We start from the raw sequence: 25,228 nt of genomic DNA on the forward strand, positions 1-25,228 counted from the left end.
GTCGATTCCTTTCAAAGGAGAGTCTGAAGGCGAGAGTCTTAGGCGTTGGTGGCCTTGCCGATGTGGATACGGATGTTGGACCACTCATCAATTTCTGCGCGGTCACCAGGCGGAATGACGGTGGTGGCATCGAACTGGTCGATGATGGCGGGACCGTTGAGCTTGGCGCCAGCCTTCAGGTCGGGGCGGTGGTAAATCGGGACATCAGCCCAGCCGCCGTGCGCGGAGAAGTAGACGGGGCGGGTGGTCTCCGGAAGCTCTGCCTCGTGCTCTTCGACCTCGTAGTGCTTGAAGGGCGGGTTCTCCAGCTCGCCGATGGCGATGAGGCCGATCTGGTAGAACTCCACGGCACCTTCGCGGTCAGCGAAGGAGTACTCGCGCTCGTGCTCATCGTGGAACATGGCGACGGCATCATCGAGCGGGTTATCGGACTCGGGGATTTCCACGGTGAGGGAGCGCCACTGGCCGCGGTAGCGCATGGACGCAGTCAGCTTGAATTTCATGCGCTCCTCAGGCACGTGCTCCTTGTGGAGGCGCTCGCGGGCCTCGGAGATGAGCGCTTGGAATTCCTTGCGCAGGTCCGCGGTGTCTACCTCGTCCACGGGTGCTTGGTACATCTTGGTGATGTCGTGGCGGATATCCACGAGCAGGCAGCCCTGTGCGGAGGTAACGCCCGGGTGCGGCGGGACGACGACGGTGGGGATGGAGAGGTCGCGGGCCACCTCGGCACCGTGCAGTGCGCCGGCGCCGCCGCCGACAACGAGGACGAAGTCACGCGGGTCGTAGCCACGGCGGATGGACAGCAGGCGAACCGCATCGGCCATGTTGGCGTTGGCCACCTGGATGATGTTCTCGGCTGCGGCTTCGAGCTCAAGGTTGAGCGGCTCTGCAACCGTCTTGTTGACGGCCTCGCGCGCGGCATCCGGGTTCAGCTTCAGTGCACCGCCGATGAGCTCGGTGCCGAGGCGGCCGAGGGTGACGTTGGCATCGGTGTTGGTGGCGTCGGTGCCGCCGCGCTCGTAGCAGACCGGTCCCGGATCCGCGCCTGCGGACTGTGGGCCGTTGCGCAGGGAACCTGCCTCATCGATCCACGCCAGCGAGCCGCCGCCAGCGCCGATGGTGCCGACTTCGATGGACGGGAAGCAGATGGGGAAGCCGTACTCGACCTGCCACTGCTTGGTGATGCGAATATCACCTTCGTAGACCAGGGCGATATCGGTGGAGGTACCGCCCATCTCCAGGCCAATCGCGTTGGAGTAGCCACAGCGAGTGGCGATGTCCTGCACCGCGATGGCGCCGGCGGCGATACCGGACGCGGCTAGGCGGACCGGGTAGCGGGTCACCATCTCCGGGGTCATGGAACCGCCGCCGGAGTGGAGGAGGAGCAGGTCTCCGTCGTAGCCGCCTTCCTCGAGCTGACGGGACAGACGGTTGACATAGCCGGAGACGAGCGGGGCCAGGACCGCATTGGCGACGGTCGTGGAGAAGCGGTCGTGCTCGAAGATCTCCGGGAGGATTTCGGAGGAGGTGGAGACGGTGGCGTCGGGAAGCTCCTCGCGCAGGATCTTCGCCATGCGCTCCTCGTGGGAGGCGTTGGCATGGGAGTTGATGAAGCAGACCGCGACGGTCTCAATTTTCTTGCGGCGCAGGATCCCGGCGATGCGGCGAGCCTCTTCCTCATCCAACGGGGTGATCTCGGCGCCATCGAAGTCGATGCGCTCTTCTACTTCGTAGCGATCACGGCGGCGGATGTAGGGATCCGGAACGTCCTTGTAGGCATCCCACAACTCATCCTTGGTGCCGTCGCGGATTTCCAGAACATCGCGGAAGCCCTTCGTGGTGATGAGCGCTGCTGGTGGGAAGCGGCGCTGGATCAGCGCGTTGGTGGCCACCGTGGTGCCGTGGGAGAACACCTCGACCTGGTTGAGCTGGACGTCGGCCGACTTGAGGCCGTTCATCACCGCCTTCATCGGGTCATCCGGGGTGGAGGGAACCTTGGCTACCGACAACTCGTGGGTCTCGGTGTTAACAATCGCGACGTCGGTGAACGTTCCGCCGACGTCAACGGATACGCGAAAAGGCTTGGTCTCCGTCATGGTGTGGACCTCTCTTTCAAAAGATGGTGAATTCGGTTGAGAGGAATCTTGATATGGCACGAGGAGGGGAGCAATGGAGAAACGGTGAATCAAGATGGAAAACGGTGGAGGAAACTCCAAAAAGCCAGGTTGCAGGGCGCTAGAATTACCTGATTAAAAGTAAGATAGGACACTATTTTTTGGAGGATTAAGTGGCGTCACAAGAAAGTCCGGTGTTGCGGATCGCCGATCTCGTCGTGATGGAGCCGCGGCTGCGGCGCCTGAGCAAGCCGCTTGAGGATGAGAATTTTGTGGGGCTGTGCGCCGAGGGCGATGGGGACGTGGCGGGCTGGCTAGTCCTTCCCCAGCCGGAGGGAAGCCCACGCACCATCCAGCGCCGGCTGGTCGACGCCGCCGGGGTCATCTTCCTCGACTCCGAGTTCGATGAGCAGGAAGTCCTGGACTCGGTAGAGGGAACCGGCGCCCTCCTGTACGGCACCGATGGGATCACGCGCCAAGATATCCGGCGCGCGGTGGATGAGCTTTTGCGGCGCCAACCCAACCTGGCGTCCTGGCGCAAGCTCAGCACCATCGGGCAATTAAGCCCCGGGTTGGTTAACCCGGCGCCGGAGTCCGAGATCCTCGCGCGATTTGCCAGGTTTAGTGGAGATTCCTTGCTGTTGTTGACCGTTGATGGTCGGGTTATTGCCGCCGCCGGCGAACTGCCCGCGCGTAGTATCGCTCGTTCCCTGTCGGTGGTGGTCAACCACAGCACCACGAGCATGCACGTGGGGCGTTGGAAGGTCTTTGCCCGGTGGCTTGACATTGCTGGTGAGAGCCCCTCCTTCGACCATGGCTACTGGCTGATCCGGGGGCGGCAGACCAGTCAGGATGCAGACTTCGATGACCCCGCTTTCGCAGCGCTGGAGGAACTGCTCACCGCTTCCCTCATGGCGCAGAGAAACATCCTGCGCAACCACGTTGCCGAATCGAGCGCGTTGATGGTGGCGTTGTGCGATGAGAATTCGAATAGGGAAGAAGTGGCCACCACGTTGCGCAGGCGGGGCTTTTCGGAACACGCGAAAATGCGCCTCATCGTTTCCGATTCCATCAAGGATTCCTATCGCAGTGATGTGCGCGACAAAGCTTTCGCCGTGGCCCAAGATGCGGGCGTGCCACTGGTGCTGGGATATGTGGCTGGCCGTACCTGCGTGCTGACTACCCATTCGGGAGCGGAGGGGAAGATCGCGGACGTGCTCTTCGGCTCCGTCGGGCTTTCTGATCCCTTCGACACCGTCGAGGAAGGTCCGGCAGCGTGGCTCCAGGCCCTGCTTGCCGCCGTGGTGGTGGAACGCATGCATTCCTTGCACCTGCAGAGCCTGGAGTTTGCTCACTGCAGCGCCATCGAGAAGGCAGCGGCCTACCTCGGCCAGCGCGGCTTGGAGGACGCGGTGGGGGAGCTCGACCGCGCGATTGAGGGGATTAAGGATGGCGAAGAGATCTTTCGCGCCTATGAAGCTGAAAACTTTTCCGTGGCCCGGGCGGCGAAGGCCGTGGGCGTGCACGCTAATACGGTGCGGCACCGGCTGGAAGCTCTGGAGGAACGGATCCGGTTCTCCGATGCGGATCTGGTTTTGTGGGCGCTGTGGAAAGCGCTGCGCCCCCGCATGCAGCGCTAGGCGGCTGGATGCGGGAGCACGGAGAAGGTGTGAGAGTAGAGAGTGAGAGGGGGAGTGGAGAGAACTACACCTTCTTCTTGCTGCGCGGGATGGGCTTGCCGGTAATCAGCGCGTGGAGCTTGCCGTCACCGATCTGCAGCTCTTCCGGAATGTCCTCGGAATCAACCTCGGTCATGATCTCCTTGATGAAGTCAGATTCCGGGATGGAGGAGTTGCGAGCGATGGCCACTAGCTCACGAGCCTCCTCATCGGAGAGGTGGTTGTCATTCTCAAAGCGCTTCTTGAGTAGTTCACGCGCGCGGCGGCGCAGGTCGGCCTCAGATTGCAGATCCTTGCGGTTCTTCAACCATGCGAAGCCGATGATGAACATGATGGCAATGCCCATGTATCCAAGAATCGGGTAGACCCAGCCGATGAGGTTGGAGAAGCCGATGAAGGAAAGCACGAAGCCGATGAGCACGGAGATGACATAGACCTTGTAGAAGTTCTGCGGCTTGCCGCGGGTGAGGCGCTTGGCAAAGGCATAGAACATACCAATCGCGGTGTTATAAATCATGCCGTAGATGGCGACGGACATGGCGATACCGAGCGTCGGGTGAATCTGCTCAATCATGGCCAGCGTTGGCATCTCGGCCTCGGTGATCGGGCCTACGGAGACGTAGAGACCGCCGACCAGGACCGCCAGCAGGAAGAGGAAGCATGCGCCGCCGAGAATGCCGCCGTAGCCCACCTCCTTGGCGTCGAGGAAGTTGCCGCCGATGACGATCATCATGGAGACCACCACGATGACGTTCAGTCCCAGGTTATTGATGGCGGAAACCCACCAGTTGGGCAGCGTCGTAGGAAGCTGCTGCGCCTGCTCGTTGAGGTGTGACCAATCTGGGTTGGAGGTGAGCACGGTGTAGACCGTGCCGATGGTCAGCAAGACGATGATGAACGGGGTAATGGCGCCAATGGCGATGGTCACCTTGTCCACGTCGAGCAGACCAGTCAGCAGGGTGAGGACGAGCATGAGGACGGCGCCGATCCACACTGGCCAGCCCCATTGCTGGTTGAGGTTGGCGCCGGCACCGGCAAACATGGCGAAGCCGATGCAGAACAGACAGGTCAGCGTGGCGATATCGAGGATCTTCGACACAATGGGGGTGGACACCGCGTTGAACACGGAGGTGTGCTCTTTGGCGCGGTGATAAGAACCTAATTGGAGAATGGTGATGCCGGAGATGGTCATGGCCAGTGCCGTTACGATGGCGCCGACGACGCCCATGTTGCCGAAAGCAACGAAATACTGGAGGGCCTCGCGGCCCGAAGCGAAAGAGGCACCCGCGAGCACGCCGATGAATGCCATCGCGATGCCGAATGAGCGTTTAAGCATGGTGAACCTAACTTTAGGTGGACAGAAATATTTACTTATGCAAACGGGGCAGGCGGCCTGGGAAAGGTGCCTGCCCCGTGCGTGATGGAGCGGAAGCTTTTAGTTCGCTGCCGCCTTGATGAACTCGGCGATACCAGCGAGCTCCTCCTCGCCGCGGTCAATGACCGCAGCAGAGGTAAACAGCCCGTGGTGGTAGCCCAGAAGGTGCTTGTGCGTGACGTCGACGCCTGCCTTGGCCAGCTTCCCGGCATACTCGATGCCCTCGTCCGCCAGCGGATCGTTATCCACCGTGATAACGAGTGACGGGGGCAGGCCCTCCGGCAGCTCGTGCAGCAGCGGGGAGAGATCCTTCGCCGTGCGCTGCGATTCCTCCGTAACGAAGGTATCGATGAACCAGCGCATGGTGTCAGAGGCCAGCGGGAAGCCCTCTTCCAGGCGCTTGTAGGAGGCACCGTTCTCGGTTCGCTCGCGGGAGCAATCCGTGATCGGGTAGAGCAGGATCTGGGAGCTGAGCTTGGCGACGCCCTCCTCACCCACGAACTCGTTCGCCATCACGGCGGCGAGCTGGCCACCGGCCGAGTCGCCAGCCACCGCGATGGAGGTCACGGTCAGGCCATGCTCAGCCGAGGAGTCGGACAACCAGCGGTAGGCGGCGCGGCAATCGTCGATAGCCGCCGGGTAGGTGTGCTCCGGGGCGAGGCGGTAGTCCACCGCCACAACCGGGAACCCGGTGAGCACCGCGATACGGCGTACCGAGGAGTCGTGGGTCTCTAGGTTGCCCATGAGCCAGCCACCGCCGTGCATGTAGAGCACCGCTGGGGTCTCCTGGCCGCGCTCCGCCTCCGGGCGGGGGTCGTAGAGGCGAACCTGAAACTCCTCGACCTGGAAGTCGGTGGTTGTCGGTTCCTTCTCTTCGTGGAGCGGGTTGGCGTGGGCCGAGGCTACGTAGTTCTCACGCACCTGCGGGATGGGGAAGTTATGGAAGGACTTCGCCCCACCATCGCGGAATGGCTTCAGCGCCTTCCACGCATCCTCAGCGACGGGACGCCCGGAGAATTCGTCGTGCAGAGTGTGCATTGTGAAACTGCCTCCTAGACCAGCTCGTAGTCGTTGAGCTCGAGCTTGTCGGTGAGCTCGTAGTACTCGGCGACGTTGCCGGACCAGTTGTTGATGACGCGGCCTTCCTCGTTCTTGTACCAGGAGGAGCAGTCAGCGGAGAACGCAGATTCCTCGAGCTCCTTCTGGATGCGGGTGTTGAACTCGTCGATGACGTTCTTCTTCACATCCAGGGCTGCCTCCGGGTTCTCGCGCAGGTACGCAACGGCCTGGGAGATGTAGCGGTCCTGTGCCTCGAGCATGGCCACCACGGAGTGGTGGTTGAGGTTGGTGTTCGGGCCGTAGAGCATGAAGAAGTTCGGGAAGCCATCCACGGTCATGCCCAGGTAAGCCTCCGGGGAGTTGCCCCAGCGCTCGCGCAGGTCGATGCCGTCGCGGCCAGCAATCGGCAGGTCACCCTGGAACTCCTGGGAGTAGAAGCCGGTGGCGTAGATGACGACGTCGAAGTCGTGCTCGGCACCGTCATCGGTGCGGATGCCGGTCTCGGTGAACTTCTCGATGCCAGCGGTGATGAGCTCTACGTTGTCGCGGTTGAAGGTGGGGTAGAAGTTATCGGAGCGCAGGATGCGCTTGCAGCCGAAGGCGAAGTTCGGGGTGAGCTTCTCCACCAGCTCCGGGTCGTTGACCTGGGAGCGCAGGTGCTCCATGGCCTGCTCAACACCCTCTGCAGCGGAATCGGTGCCCTTGCGGGTGCGGTCGAAGCCTTCCTCGCGAACCTCGTGGATCTCCTGGCGGATAGCGCGGTAGGAATCCGGGTTCTCCTTGAACTCCTTGAGCTCTTCCTCGGTGAAGATGACCTGGTTGCGCGGCAGGATGTAGTTAGCGGAGCGCTGGAACACGGAGAGCTTCTCCGCGACCTCGGCGACCTCCGGAACCAGCTGAACTGCAGAAGCTGCATTGCCGATGACGGCAACCTTCTTGCCGGCCAGGTCAACGTCGTGGTTCCATTCAGCGGAGTGGAACTGCACGCCCTGGAAGGCCTCGCGGTTCGGGAAGTTCGGGATCTTCGGCTTGGAGAGCTGGCCCCACGCGCCGACGAAGACGCGGCCGTAGTAGGTCTCGCCGTTAGCCTCGATCTCCCATGCCTTGAGGTCTTCCTTCCACTCGGCGTTGGTGATGCGGTGGTTGAACTTGATGTGATCGTAGAGGTTGAATTCCTCAGCGAGAGCCTTGAGGTAGCCCTGCATCTCGTCCTGACCGGCGAACATGCGGGACACGCCGAGGTTGAGGAAGTAGGAGTAGCAGTAGATCAGAGCCTGGGTATCGCAAGCAGCGCCCGGGTAGGTGTTGTCGCGCCAGACGCCGCCGACCTCATCGGCAGCCTCGAGGATGAGGAAGTCCTTCTGCTCGTCGCGGACCAGCTGGGCGCCCATGCCCAGTCCGCCGTAGCCGGTGCCGAGGATGATGCAATCGTAGATCTTCATGGTGATGTGTCTCCTTTAAGACGGTGGTGGTTCGGATTAGTTTGCGCGGATGGCTTCGGCCAGGACCTGGAGGCCGTCGCGCAGGGTGGACTCGTTGATGACCAGCGGCGGCAGGAGGCGGATGACGTTGCCGTTCAGGCCGCAGGTGAGGATGAGCACGCCCTGCTCGCGGCAGGTCTTGGCCACCTTGGCGGTGAGGTCAGCGTTCGGCTGGTTGTTGTCATCGACCAGCTCGATGGCGATCATGGCGCCGCGGCCGCGGACCTCGGCGACGGTGGTGAGCTCAAGCAGCGGCTCCAGCTCCTCGCGGATGATGGCCTCGATCTCGCGGGCGCGGGAAGCCAGATCCAGCTCCTCCATCTCCTCGAAGGCTGCCAGGGAAGCAGCACAGGCCACCGGGTTACCGGCGTAGGTGCCGCCCAGGGAGCCCGGGTCCGGGGCATCCATGATCTCGGCGCGGCCGGTCACAGCGGACAGCGGCATGCCGCCGCCCACGCCCTTGGCGGTGGTGATGAGGTCCGGGATGATGCCCTCGTCATCGCAGGCGAACCAGGAACCAGTGCGGCAGATGCCGGCCTGGATCTCATCGGCGATGAAGACGACGCCATTGTCGGTGCACCATTCCTGCAGTGCCGGGAGGAAGCCCTTGGCCGGCTCGACGAAGCCGCCCTCGCCCTGCACCGGCTCGATGATGACGGCAGCCAGCTCCTCGGTGCCGACGTACTGCTCGATGTAGCGCAGGGTGCGCGCTGCAGCCTGCTTGCCGTCGAGGCCGTCGCGCAGCGGGTAGGACATCGGCGCGCGGTAGATATCAGCGGCCAGGGTGCCAAAGCCCTGCTTGTAGGGCTTGTTCTTGGCGGTCATAGTCATGGTGAGGTTGGTGCGGCCGTGGAAGGCACCGTCGAAGACCACGACGCGGTTCTTGCCGGTGTAGCGGCGAGCGATCTTGATGGCGTTCTCCACTGCCTCAGCGCCGGTGGAGAAGAGGCAGGTCTTCTTCTCGTGGGTGCCCGGGGTCAGCTCGTTGAGCTTCTTGCAGACATCAATGAAGCCCTGGTACGGAGCGTTGAGGAAGCAGGTGTGGGTGAGGTGGCTGGCGGCCTCGGCGACGGCCTTGGCAACGCGCTGGTTGGAAGCGCCGACGGAGGTCACGGCGATGCCGGATGCGAAGTCGACGATGGTGTTGCCGTCGACGTCGACAAGCACGCCACCGTCACCGTCGGTGATGTAGGAGGGGTAGCCCGGGATGACGCCAGCGGCGACGTCTGCTTCACGGGCGGCATTCAGCTCCTGGCTGTGGGGGCCAGGGATTGCGGTGGAGACATTCCGCTCCTGGGGGAGGCGGTGCTTGAGATCCTGCATGCTGTCTGCTCCTTAATACTCGGAATTTTTTTATGACGTGGGTCATTCTGGCGGCTAGACTTCCGAAGGGCCATAGACAATCTGGTGAAAGAATGGTGAGAAATTGTCCACATTGGATAAGGGGGTAGCTGCCGGGCTGGAAGAGGGAAACGTTTCTCTCAGATGGTTGGCTAGCCAACCCGATCTGGGGATTGACGTGCTGCACGATTGTGGGCGGCCGTTTTCCGTTATGCACCCCTGTGAACTGCGCGATCCCCGCGAGTTTGTGGGCTCGGGGGCCGTCATCCTGCTCACTGGTATGGCCTTTGAGGGGCAACCCGATCAGCTAGTGGAGTACGTTCGCAGGGTGGCAGAGGGGGGAGTGACGGGGGTGGGCTTCGGCGTTGGTTTAGCCTTCGCTGAGGTCCCACCCGGCATGGTGGAGGCCGCCCGGGGCTGCGATATTTCACTCTTCACGGTGGCGCGGCGCGTGCCTTTCGTCTCGGTGCTCGCGCGTTTGCACGACGAGTTGCAGCGCCAGCGGGAGGAAGGCTTGGAGCTCTTCATTGCTCAGCAGGGCGCGCTCAACGACGCCGCCGTGTCCGGCCTCGACGCCCTCGTGGATAAAACCAGCCGCCTGCTGGGCGCGCATACCTGCCTAGTGGATAAGGATGGGCGGGTTTTCGCGCAGTCGAGCCACCCCGGGCTCCCGCCGGTGGAGTGGGGCCCGGTAATCACGGATACCCGCGCCCAGAATTTCTATGCCGCGCGCCGCGTGGGCGGGTGGAATGTCTTGGCCCAGCGCTTGGCCGATCACGGTGCGCGCTCCTTCGGGCTGCTGGCGGTGGCGCGTGAGAGTTTCGGTGTGAACGAGCGCGCGCTGCTCAAGCAGGCCGCCGGCCTGGCGGAGCTTACCGTGAAGCGCCCGCAGGAATTACGGCGCACCCAAAACGAACTCAACTCCATGGCGATGGCCATTCAGTTGGGTATGGACCAGCCGGAGGATCCCATGCGCCGCATCTTCCGGCTCGTGGGTGATGCGCAGGGCCGCGTGCGTCCGGTCTTGGTGAAATCGGAGGGCGAGCGCGCCCACCAGCGCTTCCTCCACGCCTTGGACGCCCGCCTGCAGGATCACGGGCGCTTGCTTTTCGAATACACGCTGGATAAATCCTCTAGCCTCCTGCTTTTCAGAGGAAGCCGCACAATGAAGAACCTGCAGGACTTGTTGCGCGATATCCGCGGTAGCAAGCGCATCGTCGTGGGCCAGCCCATGCCGTGGGCCGAGCTGGGCGTGGGCATTGTCCGCGAACTAGAGTCCTTCGCTTTCGGGCTTCAGCCCGGGATGTTGGCGGGGCCAGAATCGCGGACGTTGAGCTGGACTAGGGATCCCAGGGTCAAGGGCGCGGTGCACAACCGGGCCGAAGAAACCTGGGGCAAGGTGCGCGCTCACGACGCGGAGCACGGCACCGAGTTGGCGGAAACCCTGGAGGTCTACCTGCGTGCGGGCGGGCATGTGAGCCGAACCGCTGAGGAGCTTCAATCACACCGGCACACCGTGCGCAAGCGCATCGCGGACTTGGAGGATCTCCTCGAGGTGGACCTCAAGGACCCGCTCGTGGCGGCGGAGCTACTGATTCTCGGAGTGAGTGTTACGGACTGAAGCCCTAAGAGTCGATGCTGAGTAAGAGGAGTTCCGCACGGGTGACGGGATTGCCCAGGTCCACCCCGCAGAGGTTTTCTACCTTGTCTAGCCGGGCGCGCACCGTGTGGCGGTGAACGCCCAGCTCCGCCGCAGCGGTGGCCAAGTTGGCGTTGCCCACGAGGAAGGCGCGCAAGGTAGCGAGCAGCTCGGTGTTGTGCTGCGCGTCGTGGGCGGCCAAGCGGCTGACCGTGGCCGCGCGCCGGGCGCCGAGGGCCTCCGAGACGCCGGGTTCCACCAGCCAGGTAGGCGCAGCAGAATCAAAGGCCGCTACGGTGCCAAGGGGCAGGCTGCGCGCATGGCTTTGAAGAGAAGACAGCAGTGCTGGGTTCAGCTCCTGCCACGCAACACCCCGAAGGGCGGAGACGCGAAGGTAGCGCGACTGTTTCTTGAACAGGTGTGAGGTTGCGGTTCCCGGAGGAAGCATGAGAAGTGCAGAATCCTGTTCCGGGCGGACGAAGCTGTGCGGCTCGGTCTTGCCGATCTCACTCACTGTGCGCGCGAGGCGTGAGGGGGTCGAGGCTGTGAGGTAGAGGATGTCCACGAGGTCGTGGCTATCAATCAAGTGAAAGGCCGCGTGCAGGGCGGGGGAGTCAACGCCGGCGAGCTGGGCATCAAGCGCTAGCGCCCCGAGAATAGCGTGGTTGTTGCCATCGGGGTGATCAAGCAGCAGGCTGGCCAGACCCGATAGATGCCGGATGAGCGCGCGCGAATAGGAATCGAACTTCTCCGAGCGCCTGGCGGCGACGGCCCAACGCCGGCCCGCGGAGCCGAAGGTGCTGGTGATGGTGGCACCTGTGCTTGTCGACGTCCCCGTGCCCCGCCCCGTCTGCTCCGCGGCCTCCACCGCGGCGTCGGCCGCACTGAGCTGGCCGCGATCGCTGCGGCTGAGCACCGCTCCGGAGGAACTGGCTACTGCTACAGCGGCGCTGAGTTGATTGCTCGCCTCATCGATGAGCGCTTGGATGCCCGACACAGCTGCGTGATTGAGGCGCTCTTGTTGGCGGTGGAAGGTGAAGTGCGCATTGTTTTCGAGGCGGGCCTGTTCCTGGGCTACCGCAGTAGTGATGGACACGAAGCGGGTGGCGCGCGGGATCTCAAAAAGGGTGAGGTGATGCTGGGAACAAGCACGGGTCAGTACGGGTGGTACCTCGGCGAAGGCGAGTCCGGTACCGAAACCAATGCCGTGTACCCCGGCTGCGGCGAGAGCAGCGGCATAGTGCTCGAAGCCTTCCGGGTCGTCGCGGAAAACGAGCCCCAGAGTGAGCATGAGCGCGCCGGGAGAGGTGAACTCGGTGGGGTCCGCGAGCTCTGAAGCGTGGATGGTGCTGAACGCGGGTTTGCCCTCAACGAGCGGGCGCAGGTTCAGCGAGTGCTGGTTGGTGAGCCAGCGGAAGGAAATCTCACTCATGGTGGACAGGCTACACAGTTGTGGGCTCAAAATTTATACACCCTGTCGATAGTGTCGCAAGGGTGGTAGGGGCCACACTAAGTGGCATCCTATTCATCCCAACACAAAAGGAAGACCATGCAGGAACTTCAGTACCACATTGAGCAGTCCCGCCACCTGGGCCAGCAGGTCCCGGGTCCGAAGAGCGCCGCCCTGGATGAGCGTCGCAAGAATGCCCTCCCCGCGGGCATGGCGCCCTCGCTTCCGGGCTACGTGGTGGACGCGGATGGCGGCATTCTTGCCGATGCCGACGGCAACCGCTTCATCGACCTTGCCTCCGGCATCGCCGTGACCTCCGCTGGTGCTTCTAACCCGGCCGTCGTGGCCGCGGTGCAGGAAGCTGTTGCACACTTCACCCACACCTCCTTCACCATTTCCCCGTACGAGTCCTACGTGGCCGTGGCAGAAAAACTCAACGAGGTCACCCCGGGTGATCACCCGAAAAAGACTGCGCTGTTCAACTCCGGCGCGGAGGCTGTTGAGAATGCCGTGAAGATTGCCCGCAACTACACCGGCAAGCGCGGCGTTGTCGTCATGGACCGCGCCTTCCATGGACGCACCAACCTGACCATGGCGATGACCGCCAAGCAGTCGCCCTACAAGAATGGCTTCGGTCCCTTCGCACCGGAGATCTACCGCGCCCCGATGTCCTACCCGCTGCGTGACGGCCTGAGCGGCGCCGAGGCTGCCAAGAAGACCATCACCATGATTGAGCAGGAAGTCGGCGCAGCCAACCTGGCCTGCGTTGTCGCTGAGCCGATCCAGGGCGAGGGCGGTTTCGTCGTCCCTGCCGAGGGCTACCTCACAGCAATCCAGAAGTGGTGCAACGACAACGACGTGGTCTTCATCGTCGACGAGATCCAGGCAGGCATGATGCGCACCGGTACCTGGTTCGCCTCCGATCATGAGGGCATCGTTCCGGACATGGTGACCATTGCGAAGGGCATTGCCTCCGGCATGCCGCTGTCCGCAGTGACCGGCCGTGCGGAGATCATGGATGCTCCGCAGCCGGGCGGCCTGGGCGGTACCTACACGGGTAACCCGGTGGCTTGTGCTGCTGCGCTGGCAACCTTCAAGGAGTTCGAGGAGAAGGACTTCGGTGCACGTGCCCAGAACCTGGAGAAGATTGCCCGCGAGGAGCTGGAACCCATCCTGGGCGATGAGCGCGTAGCAGAGTTCCGCGGCCGCGGCGCCATGCTCGCCCTCGAATTCGTTACCGCTGAGGGTGAGCCGGATGCTGAGCTGGTGCACAAGATTGTCGACGCCGCCAAGGCCGAGGGCGTGCTCATGCTCACCTGCGGCCTCGACCACAACGTCATCCGCTTCCTGCCCTCCCTGGCTATCCCGGAAGACCTGTGGCGTGAGGCGCTGCAGGTCGTCGTCAAGCAGTTCAACGAGTACAAGTAAGGCGACTGTAGTTCTCACCCGGCGATGGCCGGGTGAGTTCACGTTTTAATAGCCATTTAAAAGTCATCGGAGAAGTCTTTGTCCAACAACATTTCTGTGCCGCAGAAGGATGAATCCACGAAGGAATTCAAGCCCGCGCTGTCCTTCGTGCAGGGCATCGCCCTCATCTTCGGCACCAACATCGGTGCTGGTGTCCTCTCTATTCCTTATGCTGCCCGCAACGGAGGGTTCCTCGCACTCGTTATCGCTTTGCTGATAGCAGGCACCCTCACGACCATTTCCATGCTGTACGTGGCGGAGACAGCCATGCGCACCAAGGCGCCGCTGCAGGTTTCCGGATTGGCGGAGCATTACCTAGGGCAGTGGGGCCGCTGGTTGGTTTTCGTGGCCATCATCGTCAACGGCATCGGTGCGCTGATTGCCTATGCTGCTGGTTCGGGTGACTTGATCAACAACATCTTCGGGTTGCCGCCGCTACTCGGCACGCTGATCTTCTTCGGCTTCGGTTCGTGGGTGATGTACCGCGGCCTGCACACCACGGGTGCAGCTGAGGGAGCCATCACTGCCGGTATGGCGATCATTATCGCGGTGCTGTGTGGATGGACAATCCTGGGACCGGGTATCAAGGCTGAGAACCTGCTGGTTCTTCATCCCTTCTTCATCGTCCCGATTCTGAACCTCGCGGTGTTCTCCTTCCTGGCGCAGTATGTGGTTCCGGAGCTGGTACAAGGAATGGACCCGGCTAAGCCGCAGCAGACCGCGCGGGCAATTGTGCTCGGCATGGTGGTGACGGGCTTTACCTTGGCGTTGGTTCCTTTTGCCGCCCTTGGTCTGCTTGGCATGGAGGTCACCGAGGTGGTGACCATTGCCTGGGGTGAGGCCCTTGGTCCAGTGGCCTACTACATGGCCAATATCTTTGCGCTGGCTGCCATGCTGACTTCGTTCTTGGCGATTGGTTTTACCACCATGCGCAACGTCTTGGACATCTTCCACTGGGAAGGCGTGAAGGGACAGCGCATCGTAGCGGTGGCGCTGACGGTTGTTCCGCCATTGGTGATTTCCATTGCTGGCCTCGGCGGCTTCGTTGCGGCATTGTCCTATGCCGGTGGCTTCGCGGGCGCCATCATGTCCGTCATCCCGGTGATGCTGCTGCACGCCTCCCGTAAGAAGGGCGACCGCGACCCGGGTTGGAACGTGGGCGGACTCGCACACCCGGTAATTCAGGGCACCATCATCGTGGTTTATGTCTTGGCCTTCATCTACTCGATCATTTCCATCCTCGGGTTGGTGCCGGCAGGCTGGGCTTAGGGCCGGCTTTTAGATGCGGCACTTTTAGACGCGACGAACTCGCCTAGTTGCCAAAGCTCGGGCCAGATCTTGAGTCAGGAGCGTTGGTTTTGGCAGAACGGGCAGTTGTAGCCCGGCCCTGGAACTAGACCATGCCGAAAACACGAAAAGGCTGGGCTGCTCCCCATATCAAGGAGCGGCCCAGCCTTTCGGCATGCTGCCTAGGTTTGCAACTGAGGCTACGGCCTAGAAGATGCCGTGCTTATGAAGCGCCTCGTCATCGGACGGGACCTCAGAAATGGCATCCCACATTTCGACGAGCTTGCCGTCCTCGACGCGCCACAGCTCGCAATAGGAATGGCGCGCACCAGCGATGCTGCCTTCGGAATGGGTCAGAACGAACTGTCCTTGTGCAACCGTGCGGTGGATGCGCTCATACTCTAGACCTTCGCCATCCTCCTGCAGCTTGGTGAGGAAATCGACACAGTTCTGAGCGCCATCGGCGATATCAGGGGAGTGCTGGGCAAACTGATCATCACGGGTGTTGTCGATGAAGCCGGAGTAATCAGCGCCGATGAGCGAGCGGGTGAAGAACTCGATGACGAACTCTCGGTTCTGCTCGGTGAGGCTCTCATCACCGATCTCGGTAGCGCCATCGAGCTGCGTGCGGCCGCTTGCGTTCGGTTCTGCCAGGGGAACGAGGTTGTCCCAGTGCTCGACAATCTTGTCTCCCTCGACGCGGTAAATATCGAAACCGACGAAGGGCTCATCCTCGATGCCGTCGAAGCGACCATGCAAAGCGACGAGGCCGTTGGCTTCGTCGGCAATCACCCGGGCGTTGGTGTACTTCAGGCCCTCGCCCAGATCCGTGACAAACTTCTTGAGACCTTCTGCATCATTAGCGATGAGGGGAGAGTGCTCCACGAAGTTGTCGGCGAAGTGCTTGTCCAGGACGGAGGTATCGTGGCCGTCGAAAAGCGCGGTGTGGGCCTCGAGAACGAAGTTTCCTAGTGACGTCATGGGATCTCCTTAGTTGGCCACGAAGTAGGTGCGCTTGTTGACGAACTCATCCATACCGTAGGGGCCCAGCTCGCGGCCGTAGCCGGAGTTCTTCACACCACCGAACGGGACCTCGGCGCCCTCCGCCGCGTAGGTGTTGACGTTGGACATGCCGACCTCCAGGCGCTGGGCAATCTTCTCAGCGCGCTCGACGTCCTTGGAGAAGACGCAACCGCCCAGGCCGTACTGGGTGTCGTTGGCCAGCTCGAGAGCCTCTTCGTCGCTGCTGACCTTGAACACGGTCGCCACGGGGCCGAAGAGTTCTTCGTAGTAGACATCAGAGCCAACCGGGACATCGGTCAGCACGGCGGGGCTGAAGTAGGAAGACTTCTCATCCGCAAGCTCACCGCCGACGTGCAGGGTGGCGCCGGCGGCCACGATGCGGTCGATCTGATCCTTGAGGTTTTCTGCCGCGCTGCGCGAAGACAACGGGGTGTAGACGGTCTCGGAAGCCTCCTGCGGGGTACCCGGCTTCATGGCCTTCGCGAGCTCGACCAGCTCAGCGACGAACTCGTCGTAGATATCCTCCATCACGATCAGGCGCTTGTTGGAGTTGCACGCCTGGCCGGTGTTGTACATGCGGGTCTCCCACGCATCCTTGGCTGCCTGCTTGACGTCATCGGTGTCAAGGATGACATAAGGATCGGATCCACCGAGCTCCAGTACTGCCTTCTTGAGGTTCTTCGCAGCCAGGGAGCCTACCGCAGCACCAGCGCGCTCGGAGCCGGTGAGGGACACGCCTCGCAGCTCCTTGTGTTCGATGATCTTCTCCGCCTGCTCATGGGTAGCGAAGACGTTGGTGTAGACGCCCTTGGGAACACCGGCGTCATCCATGATCTTCTGGATGGCAAGCGCGGAGCGCGGGCAGATGGTGGCGTGCTTCAAGACGATGGTGTTGCCCAGCATCAGGTTCGGGGCAGCGAAGCGCGCGACCTGGTAGTAAGGGAAGTTCCACGGCATGATGCCCAGCAGAGCGCCGATGGGGAGGCGCTGGATGTATCCCTTGCCGTCCATCTCGACCGGGATTTCCTCGTCGGCAGCAAACTTGGGGCCATTGTCGGCGTAGTAAGCAAAGATGGCACCGCTGAATTCGGCTTCCTCGAGGCCCTCGGAGATCGGCTTGCCCATTTCGGTAGCGATGATCTCTGCGAGCTCATCCTTGCGCTCTTCGAAGAGCTCGGCAACGCGCGTGACTACCTTGGCGCGCTCCTCGATCGGGGTCTCGCGCCAGCTGAGGAATGCCTCGTGCGCGGAGTCGACAGCGGCCAGGACCTCCTGGTCAGTAGCGTGATCAAAAGTCTCGAGAACCTCACCGGTAGCGGGGTTTTCTACGCGAAATCCGGACATTGCTTCATCCTCCAATGATTGAAGTGTGTATGGGTTGCGCCCCATTATGGGGCTGAATGTGACTTATTGCAAGGTTCTTGCGTTTTATGTCATTTGTCTCAGTATGGGCTTAGGGGGTACTTGGGCTGAGGGGGAGTGAAAGGAGGCCGCCTAGCCCCGCCAAGGTTGAATCCCCGCGCGGCGCCAGGCCTCCAAGAACTGGGTAGTTTCTGCTTCGTCCGTGATGGACACGCGCACGCCCTCATCGAGGTAGCGGCGGATGACCACGCCTTCATCAAGCATCTTCGTCTCCACCTCCGCGGCATCCGCGCGCGGCAGCCAGACAAAGTTGCCGTAGGACTTCTCAGCTCCCAGTTCCGCGCAGACGCGGTCGCGTTGTGCCTTGGTGATCTCAACGGCGTCGTCAAGCTCGTCATGGCGCTTGAGCACCTCCACGGCGGCAGTTTCTGCCATGGCGGTCACCGTCAGCGGCAGGGAGAGCAGCTGCAGAGCATTGATGATTTCTGGGCCAGCCACCGCGTAGCCCACGCGCATGCCGGCCAAGCCCCATGCCTTGGAGAAGGTGCGTACGCCGAGCAGGTTGGGGTAGCGCTGGTATTCCTCGACTGAATCTGGGGTATCTGGGGCGTCGTTGTACTCCCAGTAGGCCTCATCCAGCAGGACCACGACATCCTCGGGCACCCGGTCCATGAAGGCGCGGAATTCACCGCGCGTGATGACCGTGCCCGTCGGGTTGTTGGGGTTGCACAGGATGATGAGCTTGGTCTTCTCCGTCAGGGCGGCAAGGACTGCCTCCAAATCGACGCGGTAATCCTCCGTGAGCGGGACCAGAATCGGTTCCGCGCCGGCCATGCGCACGTAGAGGGGGTAAGCCTCAAAGCTGCGCCAAGGCACGATGACCTCATCGCCGGTGTGGCAGGACGCCAAGATGGTGGCCTGCAGGATGGGCGTGGAGCCCGCAGAGACGAAGATGTGATCCGCCGGAACCCCCAGGTAATTGCACAAGGCGTTGGTGAGCTCCAGGCTGCCGGGCTGCTGGTAGCGGTTGGTGGTGCGGGCGGCGTCGGCAACCGCGGCAATAATGTCCTCGGCGGGTGGGAAGGGGACCTCATTGGATGAGAGCTTGAGCGCGTTGGGGAAGTCCTTGCCCACCTTGTACTCGGGGAAGCTTGAGAGATCATTACGAAGCATTTTCACGTCCTTTCTAAATCATGTCCCAGATGGTCACGGCCATAATCAGCAGGCCCATGCCGAAGACGAAGTAGTTCCACGGGTCATTGCGGAATTGCTTGTACACGTCCAGTTTCTTGAACATATACACCGGAACCAGGTAGACGATGAACGCCACGAAGACACCGGAGACAACCGAAATCATGGAAATGATGGAGGGGTTAAAGATCGCCACGAGCGTGGTGCACACGAAGGCGATGAGATAAATGATGTTGAGCAGCGTGCGGTGCGAGACCTTCTCCGCCAGCTTCGGCGCAGCGTTCTTCAGCAGGTACTCCGTGCCTTCTTCGGTACCGAGCATGTGGCCGAAGTAGGAGGAGACGATGGCGCAGATGACCACGATGGGGGCCATGTAAGCCATGAACGGAGTGCCAGTGACGTTGGCGAAATAGGAGAGCACCGGGATGTTTTGCTCGAGGGCCTCATTCATGCCGTCGGCGCCGAGTGCGAGGACGCAGGACCATACAAAGAACATGGTGAAGACGACGAGCAGGATAGCGGTGTAGAACTCCGTGCGGGAAACGCGCTTTTCGGTCTTCTCGCCGTATTGCGGCTGCATGTCGATGGCGAACTGCGACAGCGCCGCCATGTGGGAGAAGGAGAAGACCAGCACCGGCAGGATGAGGAAGATGCCCTTGATGATGCCGCCGTAGCCATTCGAGCCGTCATCGAAATGGATGAAGCTCTGGAGGTCCCAGCGCGGGATGAGGTAGATGGAGGTGACGGCCAGGGCGATAATCAGCGGGTAGACCAACACCTGGGCCAGCCAGATCATCGGCTTGCGGCCGATGGCGAAGGCACCGGTCATCACGCCCACGCAGAGCATGGCCAGCAGCCACCGGTCGAGCGACGGCCCGCCCAGCTGGTTGACAATGAAGCTATCCACCGCGTTGGTGATGGAGACACCGTAGATGAGGACGGTGGAAAAGACCGTGATCCAGTACAGCACCGCGAAGACGATTCCTTGGCCCTTGCCCAGATACTGGGAGACCAACTCGAGGATGTCCTTGCCGTGGTCCTCCGTGGGCGCACCCGCAACAATGCGTGCATAGGTCCGGTGCGAAAAGTACACCAAGGGGAAGATGAAGACCGTGGCAAAGACCAGCGGCCAGAACCCGAAACCGCCGGCATTCAGCGGCAGGAAGAGGATGCCAGCACCCACGGCGGTGCCGAAGAGCGTAATGATCCACGATGCGGTGGAGGCAGCGGGGCGCTGCTTGGCGACGACCCCATCGCCCACAATGTGCTCGCCTTCCTTCAGCTGGCTAGCGGGTACGGCATTCGAAGTTGGAGGAGTATGTGTCGTGCTCATGGTGAGCCTCCTTTAGCTGGTGGGCGTTTCGTCGGTGTGTAAAACCGGGGAGGGCGGGATAGGCAGGGAATGGGCCTGGTCGGTGATGACGTTGAGAAGCGCTGGTACGCCGTCCTCGGCGATGGCGCGCAGGGCGCGGGCCACGGCCTCCGGTACCTGGGCGTCATCAGTGATGAGCTCGCCGTGGGCGCCGAAGCCGCGGGCAACCGCCGCGAAATCCGGGTTGACAAGCTGCGTGCCGGAAACGCGGTCGGGGAAGTGCTTCTTCTGGTGATCGCGGATGGTTCCGAACTCGCCATTGGACATGACGATGATGAGAAAAGGCGCGCCGTATTGCAGCGCGGTGGCCAGTTCTTGGCCGTTCATGAGGTATTCGCCGTCGCCAGCAATGGTGACGACGGTGCGCTCCGGGAACTGCAGTTTGGTGGCCACTGCGGCCGGGATGGAGTAGCCCATCGAGCCGTTGCGCACGCTGAACTGGGAGGGGTAGACCTGCGAGCGCAGGAACTGCTGGGCCCAGATGCAGTGGTTGCCGGCGCCGAAGGTGTAGATGGAATCCTTCGGCAGCTGCTCGTGCAGCGCGGCGAAGACGGCCTCCATGTGGGCGGTGCCTTCTTTACCGGGACGATAGTCCGCGGGCTCGGGGAGGGTGGCGAAGTCGAGGTGGTTCGCGTGCGCGGTGTCGAACCACTCGCCGCGCTTGTCCTTGCCCTCGACGCTCAGGCGGTCCAGGGTGTGAGCGAAGGCCACGGGGCTCGCCACGATGTGCTCTACCAGCGCCACCGAGTGGCCTCGCAGACTGGTATCGGGGTTGATGGCGATGTTGCGTGCCTGCGGTGACTGGCGCAAGGTGTAACCGTCGGTAGGAACATCACCGAGAACGGCACCGACTTCGATGACGAGGGAGGCAGCTTCCAAAAGTTGCGCCGCGCGTGGGTCGCGCCCATAGCCGAGCCAGCCGGCGTTGGCGGGGGAGTCGAAAGGCACGCGGTCAGCGGCGCGGAAGTCTTGAATGATCGGGATGCGGTGCTCTTCGGCGAAGCGAGTGATCTTTTCAGCGGCCTCCGGGGTCCAGCGCGGGCCGCCGGCGAAAATGAGTGGGCGCTCTGCGCGGCTCAGCTCGCGGGAGAGGAGGTCCAGGTGCTCGTCGGAAAGCGCGCCCTCCGAAACCGGGATGGGTGGGTGGATGCTGCCGGTGAACTCCTGGTGGAGAATATCCTCCGGCAGGCCCACGATGACGGGGCCGGGGCGGCCCTGCTGGGCTTGGAAGAAGGCTTCGGCCACGACGCGGGAGGCGCGCGACGGATCGTCGAGGACAAAGACCTGCTTGGCCTGGGTGCCGAACCACGCCTTGGGATCGAATTCCTGGAAGGACTCGCGGTCACGATCCGAGGTGGGGATGAGGCCCACGAAGAGGACGAGTGGTGTGGCGTCCTGCCAGGCGGTGTGGATGCCCACGTAGGCGTTGGCCGCGCCGGGGCCGCGGGTGACCATGGCGACGCCGGGCTGTCCGGTGGCTTTGCCGTGGGCTTCAGCCATGTAGGTGGCACCGCCTTCGTGGCGGCAGACGATGGCCTTCACGGGGGAATCGTAGAGGCCGTCGAGCACGGGCAGGAAGCTTTCGCCGGGCACGAGGAATGCGCGGGTGACGTTGTGCGCGGCGAGGGATTCGGCAATGGCGGCGCCGACGTGTGACATGGAAACCTCCCTGGGGTTGTTGTGGTAGTGGTCTCATTATTCTTTGGTGATGCCATGTTGTCTAATGTCGAAAAAGCTGGAAAGCCATACCCTCAAGGCATTGGTAGTGGTAGAAGTAAGGGAATGGACATGGTGAAGGCCAAATATTTCCTTGCGGTTGCCGAAGCTGGCACGGTGACTGCCGCCGCGGAGCGCCTGGGCATTACCCAGCCGGCGCTGAGCCGGCAGCTGCGGCGCTTTGAAAAGGAGCTGGACCTGGAGCTTTTCGTGCGGGCCGGTTCCGCACTGGCGCTCAGCGACGCGGCACACGCTCTCATTCCGACGTGCCGCCGCCTCCTCGCCGAATCCGCGCGCGCCGGGCAGGCGGTGGAGGCACTCCGCGCGGGCAGTATCCCGGCGCTGCGCGTGGCTGCTACGCCGACGACGATTTCGACTCTGCTTGCGCCCTTTATCGAGGCCGCTGGCTCGACTATCCCACTGCTCACCACGACCCCGGTTACGCACTACGACGTCTTCGACGCGCTGGAAGGCTCCGCCGACGTGGTGATTGCCACCATCCCGCCGGGCAATGACGTGGCCTCATTGGCGTTGGGCACGATTCCGGTGCGCGCCTGGGTGCTGCCGACGCACCCATTGGCGCTGGAGTGCGCGGGTTCGACCAGCGTGGACGTTAAAAGGTTATTGCAAGAAAAGGTGGCTCTGCCTTCGCGTCGCAGCGTGTCCCGTGGGGTGGTGGATTCCTTCGTGGGCACGGCTGGCTGTGCCTTGGGCTCGCATGTCGAGTGCGATGACACCGCAACCTTGAGCGCCTTGGCCCGCTCGGGCCGGGCCGTGGCCTTGATGACAGAACTGCAGCCGGCGCGGCTGGTGGGTTTCGACGTGGTCGATGGTGAACGGACTCTGGGCGGTGTGCCGCTGGTGGCGGCGTGGTCCCCGGGGCACTTCGCGGGGCAGGAAATTGCGCAGATTGCTGAGCGCTTCCGTAGTTTTATTGCGGGGTCGCTTCGCTGAGATGGTTTTCTTAGTGCTGGGCGCTTCGTTTCGCAGTGGATAACTGCCCCAGTTGCCAAACTTCTGGGCAGATCCTGAATCAGAAGCGATAACTTTGGCAGCAATGGCAGTTGCTCAGCACTCAGTGGTGAACCGTGTTACCTTGGAGCTTAACGGGGGAAATGACATGAAACACGGCATTGTGCGCGATCTGTCTAAAGGTGCGCTTGCAACTCGCGTGCGCCGAGGAGAGGTAACGCGACTGGCCAAGGGGCTCTATGTCTGGGGCAGGCCCGAGCCATTAGAACTATTGAAGCTGTTACAGGAGCACCGGCCATTCCTTAAGGCGACAGGAACAACGGCTGCGCAGGTGCTCCTTGGCGAGCCTGTCACTTTTCCGCTGAGGCTAGCCAGCGTGGAGAGAATGCCGGCATCAACTTTTTATGTGCACTCGCGGGTGAGCATCGAAAGTTTTGTTACCTCGTCTGGGATCCGGATTCTTAATCCTCTTGTCGCTATGAAGTCAGTTAGTCCTGAACTGGGGATTCGCGTGTTTGAGTCCATCTATTCCTCGAAGGCAGGACGTGCTCGCTTGGATAGTCACCGCGAAGCGCTCAAAGTTGTCCCCGTTGCCAGTCAGCGCATGCTGGAGCAAGCTGCGTTGTTCACAGATTCTGGTGCGGAGGTCAAGGTGGCAAGAGGCTTGAAAAGGCGCGGGCTCAAGGTCGAGTGCAACGTTGTTATCGGTCACTACACTTGGGACATCGTGCTCCCAGAGCTCAAGGTCGCGGTAGAAATCAACGGGATGAAATTCCATTCCCAGCAAGCGTCATGGTTGCGGGACCATTGGAAGAACAACGAGGGCGCACTGATTGGGTGGTTAACGCTGCGCTACACAGGTCATTGCGTGGCTCATCATCTGGACTATGTCATCGACCAGATAGCTAATGCCAGGAATCCGGACTTTGAGAAGCGCTACTTCAAATTTATTGGTTTCTGGCATGAGGGCGTGCTGCCTCCTAAACCAAAGCCATGGGAATACAGCGAGCACTTCGGGTATTTACCGCCCGACTTGCCTGAGCCGCCCGATTACCCGCAACCGCCAGACTTTCCGGAGCCACCCAACTGCCCTAGGTGACGAAGTTATTGCCAGATCTTGAGGCGTAGGCGAGAACTTTGTCAGGACGGGCAGTGTGAAGCGTGAGCCCGGCAGTTGAACCCGAAAGCGGGTCGCGGGCGCTAGGCAGCAACCAGCCCCTCAACAATGAGCGCTAAGGCCGCGCTGATGGCCACGATAAGAACGATGCGGTTGAGTACCTTGGCGTTGATGAAACGGTTAAGGTAGCCAGCGGCGATGAGGCCCACGATGGCTACCGGCAGGTAGGCCGCGGCGGCGGTGAGCTGTAGGCTAGTGATTTGCCCGCTCAAACCCAAGATTGCCAGCGAGATGGTGCAGCCGATGATGAAGGTGCCCGACAGGGTGCCGCGTATGCGGGCTGGGTCATAACCCTTGAGTACCAGCGCCATGGGCGGGCCACCGATGGACGTCGACGTACCCAGAAACCCGGAAGCAGCACCCGCGACAGCAATGTTGGCGGTGGTGCGCTTGGGAGACCAGCCGAGGCTGGACAAGGTCATGGCAAAGATGACGGCGCAGCCGATGAAAAGGGAGAGCCCGCGGTGGGAGAGGGAAGCAATCGCCCACGCACCCGCGAGCGAGCCGGGAATACGCGCGATGGAAGAAATGGCCACGATGTCCCAGGACACCGCCGAGCGTGCTTTGAGCATCGTGGTAGTTGAGATGACGAATGCCAGCAGGAGGATGAGCGTGGGAACCAGCTCCGGCTTGATGAGCGCCAAGATGGGGGTGGCGATGGTGCCCAGCCCAAAACCGATGGTTCCCTGGCAGATTGTGCCCACGAGGATGAGCACGCCGATGAAGATATACAGCCAGCTGAACATTGCTCTACTATCTCATGACGGCGTTTAGGAGCGGACGGTGACCTTCTCGTTGTCTGCGATGTCCTCCAAGCGGTCGGCCGAGCACAGGCCCGCCACAATGACGGCGGAGCCGCCCGCAGCCAGTGGTTCGAGTACTGCGTGCTGGAAGGAGGCGCTGTCCGTCCAGCCCTGTGAAAGCACGCGCTCAGCGCCCAACTCGGTGGGGAAAAGCTCCGGTAGCGGGGTAGTGGTGCCGTAGAAGTGATCGCCGTAGAAGCGCACCGTGGGGCCGAAGTCGATGGTACCCAGTGGCAGTTCGCCGCCGCTTTCGACAACGCCGCGGCCAAAAGGATCCTGCGTGACCAGAACCGTGTCGACCAGTGGGGCCGATGCAGAGCCGGAGCCCGCGTCCGCCGCAGCCTTGAGGTAGGCCTCCGGAGAGGTGAAAAACACGGCGACATCATCGGCGTGTGGCTCTGCAGCAGCCGCGCCATCCGTAATGTCAAAGGGGATTCCGGCGGCTAGTGCCCCGAGTGCAATCACTGCGGCCTGCCAGGACACGGGAAGGTCGATGAGGATGCGGGAATCCGATTGTGGTTCGAGGTCGAGCTCTTCCAGCAACATGTTGGCAATCTTGGAGGTCCAGTTCTCCAGCGTTTGCGCCGAGAAGTCCATGCGGGTGCCGTCAGTTTCGTTGTACACACTGAGGCGGGGAGCGGAGGCATCGGCGGACAGGAGATGCTGTAGGAGTTCCATGTCCGCCCATCGTAGGTGGCGGGCGCCAAGCCCGCCACGGTG

General features: G+C 62.1%; 19 protein-coding genes. 6 read left to right on the forward strand and 13 right to left on the reverse strand.

The features are described 5' to 3' along the window. Nucleotides 1–38 precede the first annotated feature (38 nt). Nucleotides 39–2,096 carry a hydantoinase/oxoprolinase family protein gene (locus HMPREF2635_RS08230; protein WP_070821573.1) on the reverse strand — a complete coding sequence of 686 codons (2,058 nt, stop codon included), beginning with the start codon at nucleotides 2,094–2,096 and terminating at the stop codon, nucleotides 39–41. 191 nt (nucleotides 2,097–2,287) lie between these two features. Here HMPREF2635_RS08230 and HMPREF2635_RS08235 point away from each other — a divergent pair, with 191 nt between their 5' ends. After that, a complete protein-coding gene (locus HMPREF2635_RS08235; RefSeq protein WP_070821574.1) occupies nucleotides 2,288–3,754 on the forward strand; it encodes a helix-turn-helix domain-containing protein in 1,467 nt (488 codons plus the stop codon). A gap of 64 nt (nucleotides 3,755–3,818) precedes the next feature. On the opposite strand, the gene HMPREF2635_RS08240 is transcribed toward HMPREF2635_RS08235, so the two are convergent. From HMPREF2635_RS08240 to gabT (HMPREF2635_RS08255), 4 genes are all read right to left on the reverse strand, one after another. After that, complete coding sequence (locus HMPREF2635_RS08240) at nucleotides 3,819–5,129, reverse strand: YkvI family membrane protein (protein WP_070821575.1); 1,311 nt, start codon at nucleotides 5,127–5,129, stop codon at nucleotides 3,819–3,821. A 99-nt stretch (nucleotides 5,130–5,228) separates the two neighbouring features. Beyond that, nucleotides 5,229–6,206 carry an alpha/beta hydrolase gene (locus HMPREF2635_RS08245; RefSeq protein WP_070821576.1) on the reverse strand — a complete coding sequence of 326 codons (978 nt, stop codon included), beginning with the start codon at nucleotides 6,204–6,206 and terminating at the stop codon, nucleotides 5,229–5,231. Between the two features lie 14 nt (nucleotides 6,207–6,220). Next, complete coding sequence (locus tag HMPREF2635_RS08250) at nucleotides 6,221–7,669, reverse strand: flavin-containing monooxygenase (protein WP_070680743.1); 1,449 nt, start codon at nucleotides 7,667–7,669, stop codon at nucleotides 6,221–6,223. A 36-nt stretch (nucleotides 7,670–7,705) separates the two neighbouring features. Continuing rightward, a complete protein-coding gene (gene gabT / locus HMPREF2635_RS08255; protein WP_070821577.1) occupies nucleotides 7,706–9,031 on the reverse strand; it encodes a 4-aminobutyrate--2-oxoglutarate transaminase in 1,326 nt (441 codons plus the stop codon). 112 nt (nucleotides 9,032–9,143) lie between these two features. On the opposite strand from gabT (HMPREF2635_RS08255), the gene HMPREF2635_RS08260 reads away from it, so the two are divergent. Continuing rightward, nucleotides 9,144–10,670 carry a helix-turn-helix domain-containing protein gene (locus HMPREF2635_RS08260; protein WP_371326317.1) on the forward strand — a complete coding sequence of 509 codons (1,527 nt, stop codon included), beginning with the start codon at nucleotides 9,144–9,146 and terminating at the stop codon, nucleotides 10,668–10,670. Nucleotides 10,671–10,674: 4 nt separating this feature from the next. Here HMPREF2635_RS08260 and HMPREF2635_RS08265 read toward each other — a convergent pair whose 3' ends face one another. After that, nucleotides 10,675–12,120: a PucR family transcriptional regulator gene (locus HMPREF2635_RS08265; RefSeq protein WP_046647720.1), complete on the reverse strand. Its 1,446-nt coding sequence runs from the start codon at nucleotides 12,118–12,120 to the stop codon at nucleotides 10,675–10,677. A gap of 117 nt (nucleotides 12,121–12,237) precedes the next feature. Between HMPREF2635_RS08265 and gabT (HMPREF2635_RS08270) the strand changes: the two genes are divergently transcribed. Further along, nucleotides 12,238–13,566 (forward strand): 4-aminobutyrate--2-oxoglutarate transaminase, encoded by a 1,329-nt coding sequence (gene gabT, locus HMPREF2635_RS08270; protein WP_046647721.1) that lies wholly within the window; start codon nucleotides 12,238–12,240, stop codon nucleotides 13,564–13,566. A gap of 78 nt (nucleotides 13,567–13,644) precedes the next feature. Continuing rightward, a complete protein-coding gene (locus HMPREF2635_RS08275; RefSeq protein WP_070821578.1) occupies nucleotides 13,645–14,874 on the forward strand; it encodes an aromatic amino acid transport family protein in 1,230 nt (409 codons plus the stop codon). 225 nt (nucleotides 14,875–15,099) lie between these two features. Here HMPREF2635_RS08275 and HMPREF2635_RS08280 read toward each other — a convergent pair whose 3' ends face one another. The 5 genes from HMPREF2635_RS08280 to HMPREF2635_RS08300 all read right to left on the reverse strand — a co-directional run bounded on the left by HMPREF2635_RS08280 (nucleotide 15,100) and on the right by HMPREF2635_RS08300 (nucleotide 21,499). After that, entirely contained in the window at nucleotides 15,100–15,873 is a 774-nt protein-coding gene (locus tag HMPREF2635_RS08280) for a nuclear transport factor 2 family protein (protein WP_070821579.1), read from the reverse strand. A 9-nt stretch (nucleotides 15,874–15,882) separates the two neighbouring features. Then, nucleotides 15,883–17,259, reverse strand: a complete 1,377-nt coding sequence (locus HMPREF2635_RS08285; protein ID WP_070821580.1) for an NAD-dependent succinate-semialdehyde dehydrogenase — start codon at nucleotides 17,257–17,259, stop codon at nucleotides 15,883–15,885. 150 nt (nucleotides 17,260–17,409) lie between these two features. Continuing rightward, entirely contained in the window at nucleotides 17,410–18,450 is a 1,041-nt protein-coding gene (locus HMPREF2635_RS08290; protein ID WP_070821581.1) for a histidinol-phosphate transaminase, read from the reverse strand. Between the two features lie 13 nt (nucleotides 18,451–18,463). Then, nucleotides 18,464–19,801, reverse strand: coding sequence for an aromatic amino acid transport family protein (locus tag HMPREF2635_RS08295; protein WP_070821582.1), 1,338 nt, complete (start codon nucleotides 19,799–19,801; stop codon nucleotides 18,464–18,466). Between the two features lie 12 nt (nucleotides 19,802–19,813). Then, nucleotides 19,814–21,499: a thiamine pyrophosphate-dependent enzyme gene (locus HMPREF2635_RS08300; protein WP_070821583.1), complete on the reverse strand. Its 1,686-nt coding sequence runs from the start codon at nucleotides 21,497–21,499 to the stop codon at nucleotides 19,814–19,816. A 129-nt stretch (nucleotides 21,500–21,628) separates the two neighbouring features. On the opposite strand from HMPREF2635_RS08300, the gene HMPREF2635_RS08305 reads away from it, so the two are divergent. Both HMPREF2635_RS08305 and HMPREF2635_RS08310 read left to right on the forward strand, forming a co-directional pair. Beyond that, nucleotides 21,629–22,510 carry a LysR family transcriptional regulator gene (locus HMPREF2635_RS08305; RefSeq protein ID WP_246818616.1) on the forward strand — a complete coding sequence of 294 codons (882 nt, stop codon included), beginning with the start codon at nucleotides 21,629–21,631 and terminating at the stop codon, nucleotides 22,508–22,510. Nucleotides 22,511–22,676: 166 nt separating this feature from the next. Continuing rightward, nucleotides 22,677–23,627 carry an endonuclease domain-containing protein gene (locus HMPREF2635_RS08310; protein WP_070821593.1) on the forward strand — a complete coding sequence of 317 codons (951 nt, stop codon included), beginning with the start codon at nucleotides 22,677–22,679 and terminating at the stop codon, nucleotides 23,625–23,627. Between the two features lie 101 nt (nucleotides 23,628–23,728). Here the strand turns inward: HMPREF2635_RS08310 and HMPREF2635_RS08315 are convergent, their stop codons facing one another. Continuing rightward, nucleotides 23,729–24,451 (reverse strand): sulfite exporter TauE/SafE family protein, encoded by a 723-nt coding sequence (locus HMPREF2635_RS08315; protein WP_070821585.1) that lies wholly within the window; start codon nucleotides 24,449–24,451, stop codon nucleotides 23,729–23,731. A gap of 24 nt (nucleotides 24,452–24,475) precedes the next feature. Beyond that, entirely contained in the window at nucleotides 24,476–25,186 is a 711-nt protein-coding gene (locus HMPREF2635_RS08320) for a TIGR03089 family protein (protein ID WP_070821586.1), read from the reverse strand. Between the last annotated feature and the right edge of the window lie 42 nt (nucleotides 25,187–25,228).

The organism is Corynebacterium sp. HMSC035E02 (assembly GCF_001836065.1).
GTDB lineage: Bacteria > Actinomycetota > Actinomycetes > Mycobacteriales > Mycobacteriaceae > Corynebacterium > Corynebacterium hiratae.

Bases quoted from the DNA above. Each gene is read 5' to 3' on its own strand.
- HMPREF2635_RS08315 (WP_070821585.1), bottom strand. From the start codon at position 24,451: ATGTTCAGCTGGCTGTATATCTTCATCGGCGTGCTCATCCTCGTGGGC.
- HMPREF2635_RS08290 (WP_070821581.1), bottom strand. From the start codon at position 18,450: ATGCTTCGTAATGATCTCTCAAGCTTCCCCGAGTACAAGGTGGGCAAG.
- HMPREF2635_RS08245 (WP_070821576.1), bottom strand. From the start codon at position 6,206: ATGCACACTCTGCACGACGAATTCTCCGGGCGTCCCGTCGCTGAGGAT.
- HMPREF2635_RS08285 (WP_070821580.1), bottom strand. From the start codon at position 17,259: ATGTCCGGATTTCGCGTAGAAAACCCCGCTACCGGTGAGGTTCTCGAG.
- HMPREF2635_RS08295 (WP_070821582.1), bottom strand. From the start codon at position 19,801: ATGAGCACGACACATACTCCTCCAACTTCGAATGCCGTACCCGCTAGC.
- gabT (WP_046647721.1), top strand. From the start codon at position 12,238: ATGCAGGAACTTCAGTACCACATTGAGCAGTCCCGCCACCTGGGCCAG.
- HMPREF2635_RS08265 (WP_046647720.1), bottom strand. From the start codon at position 12,120: ATGAGTGAGATTTCCTTCCGCTGGCTCACCAACCAGCACTCGCTGAAC.
- HMPREF2635_RS08250 (WP_070680743.1), bottom strand. From the start codon at position 7,669: ATGAAGATCTACGATTGCATCATCCTCGGCACCGGCTACGGCGGACTG.
- HMPREF2635_RS08230 (WP_070821573.1), bottom strand. From the start codon at position 2,096: ATGACGGAGACCAAGCCTTTTCGCGTATCCGTTGACGTCGGCGGAACG.
- HMPREF2635_RS08280 (WP_070821579.1), bottom strand. From the start codon at position 15,873: ATGACGTCACTAGGAAACTTCGTTCTCGAGGCCCACACCGCGCTTTTC.
- HMPREF2635_RS08240 (WP_070821575.1), bottom strand. From the start codon at position 5,129: ATGCTTAAACGCTCATTCGGCATCGCGATGGCATTCATCGGCGTGCTC.
- HMPREF2635_RS08310 (WP_070821593.1), top strand. From the start codon at position 22,677: ATGAAACACGGCATTGTGCGCGATCTGTCTAAAGGTGCGCTTGCAACT.
- HMPREF2635_RS08305 (WP_246818616.1), top strand. From the start codon at position 21,629: ATGGTGAAGGCCAAATATTTCCTTGCGGTTGCCGAAGCTGGCACGGTG.
- HMPREF2635_RS08320 (WP_070821586.1), bottom strand. From the start codon at position 25,186: ATGGAACTCCTACAGCATCTCCTGTCCGCCGATGCCTCCGCTCCCCGC.
- gabT (WP_070821577.1), bottom strand. From the start codon at position 9,031: ATGCAGGATCTCAAGCACCGCCTCCCCCAGGAGCGGAATGTCTCCACC.
- HMPREF2635_RS08300 (WP_070821583.1), bottom strand. From the start codon at position 21,499: ATGTCACACGTCGGCGCCGCCATTGCCGAATCCCTCGCCGCGCACAAC.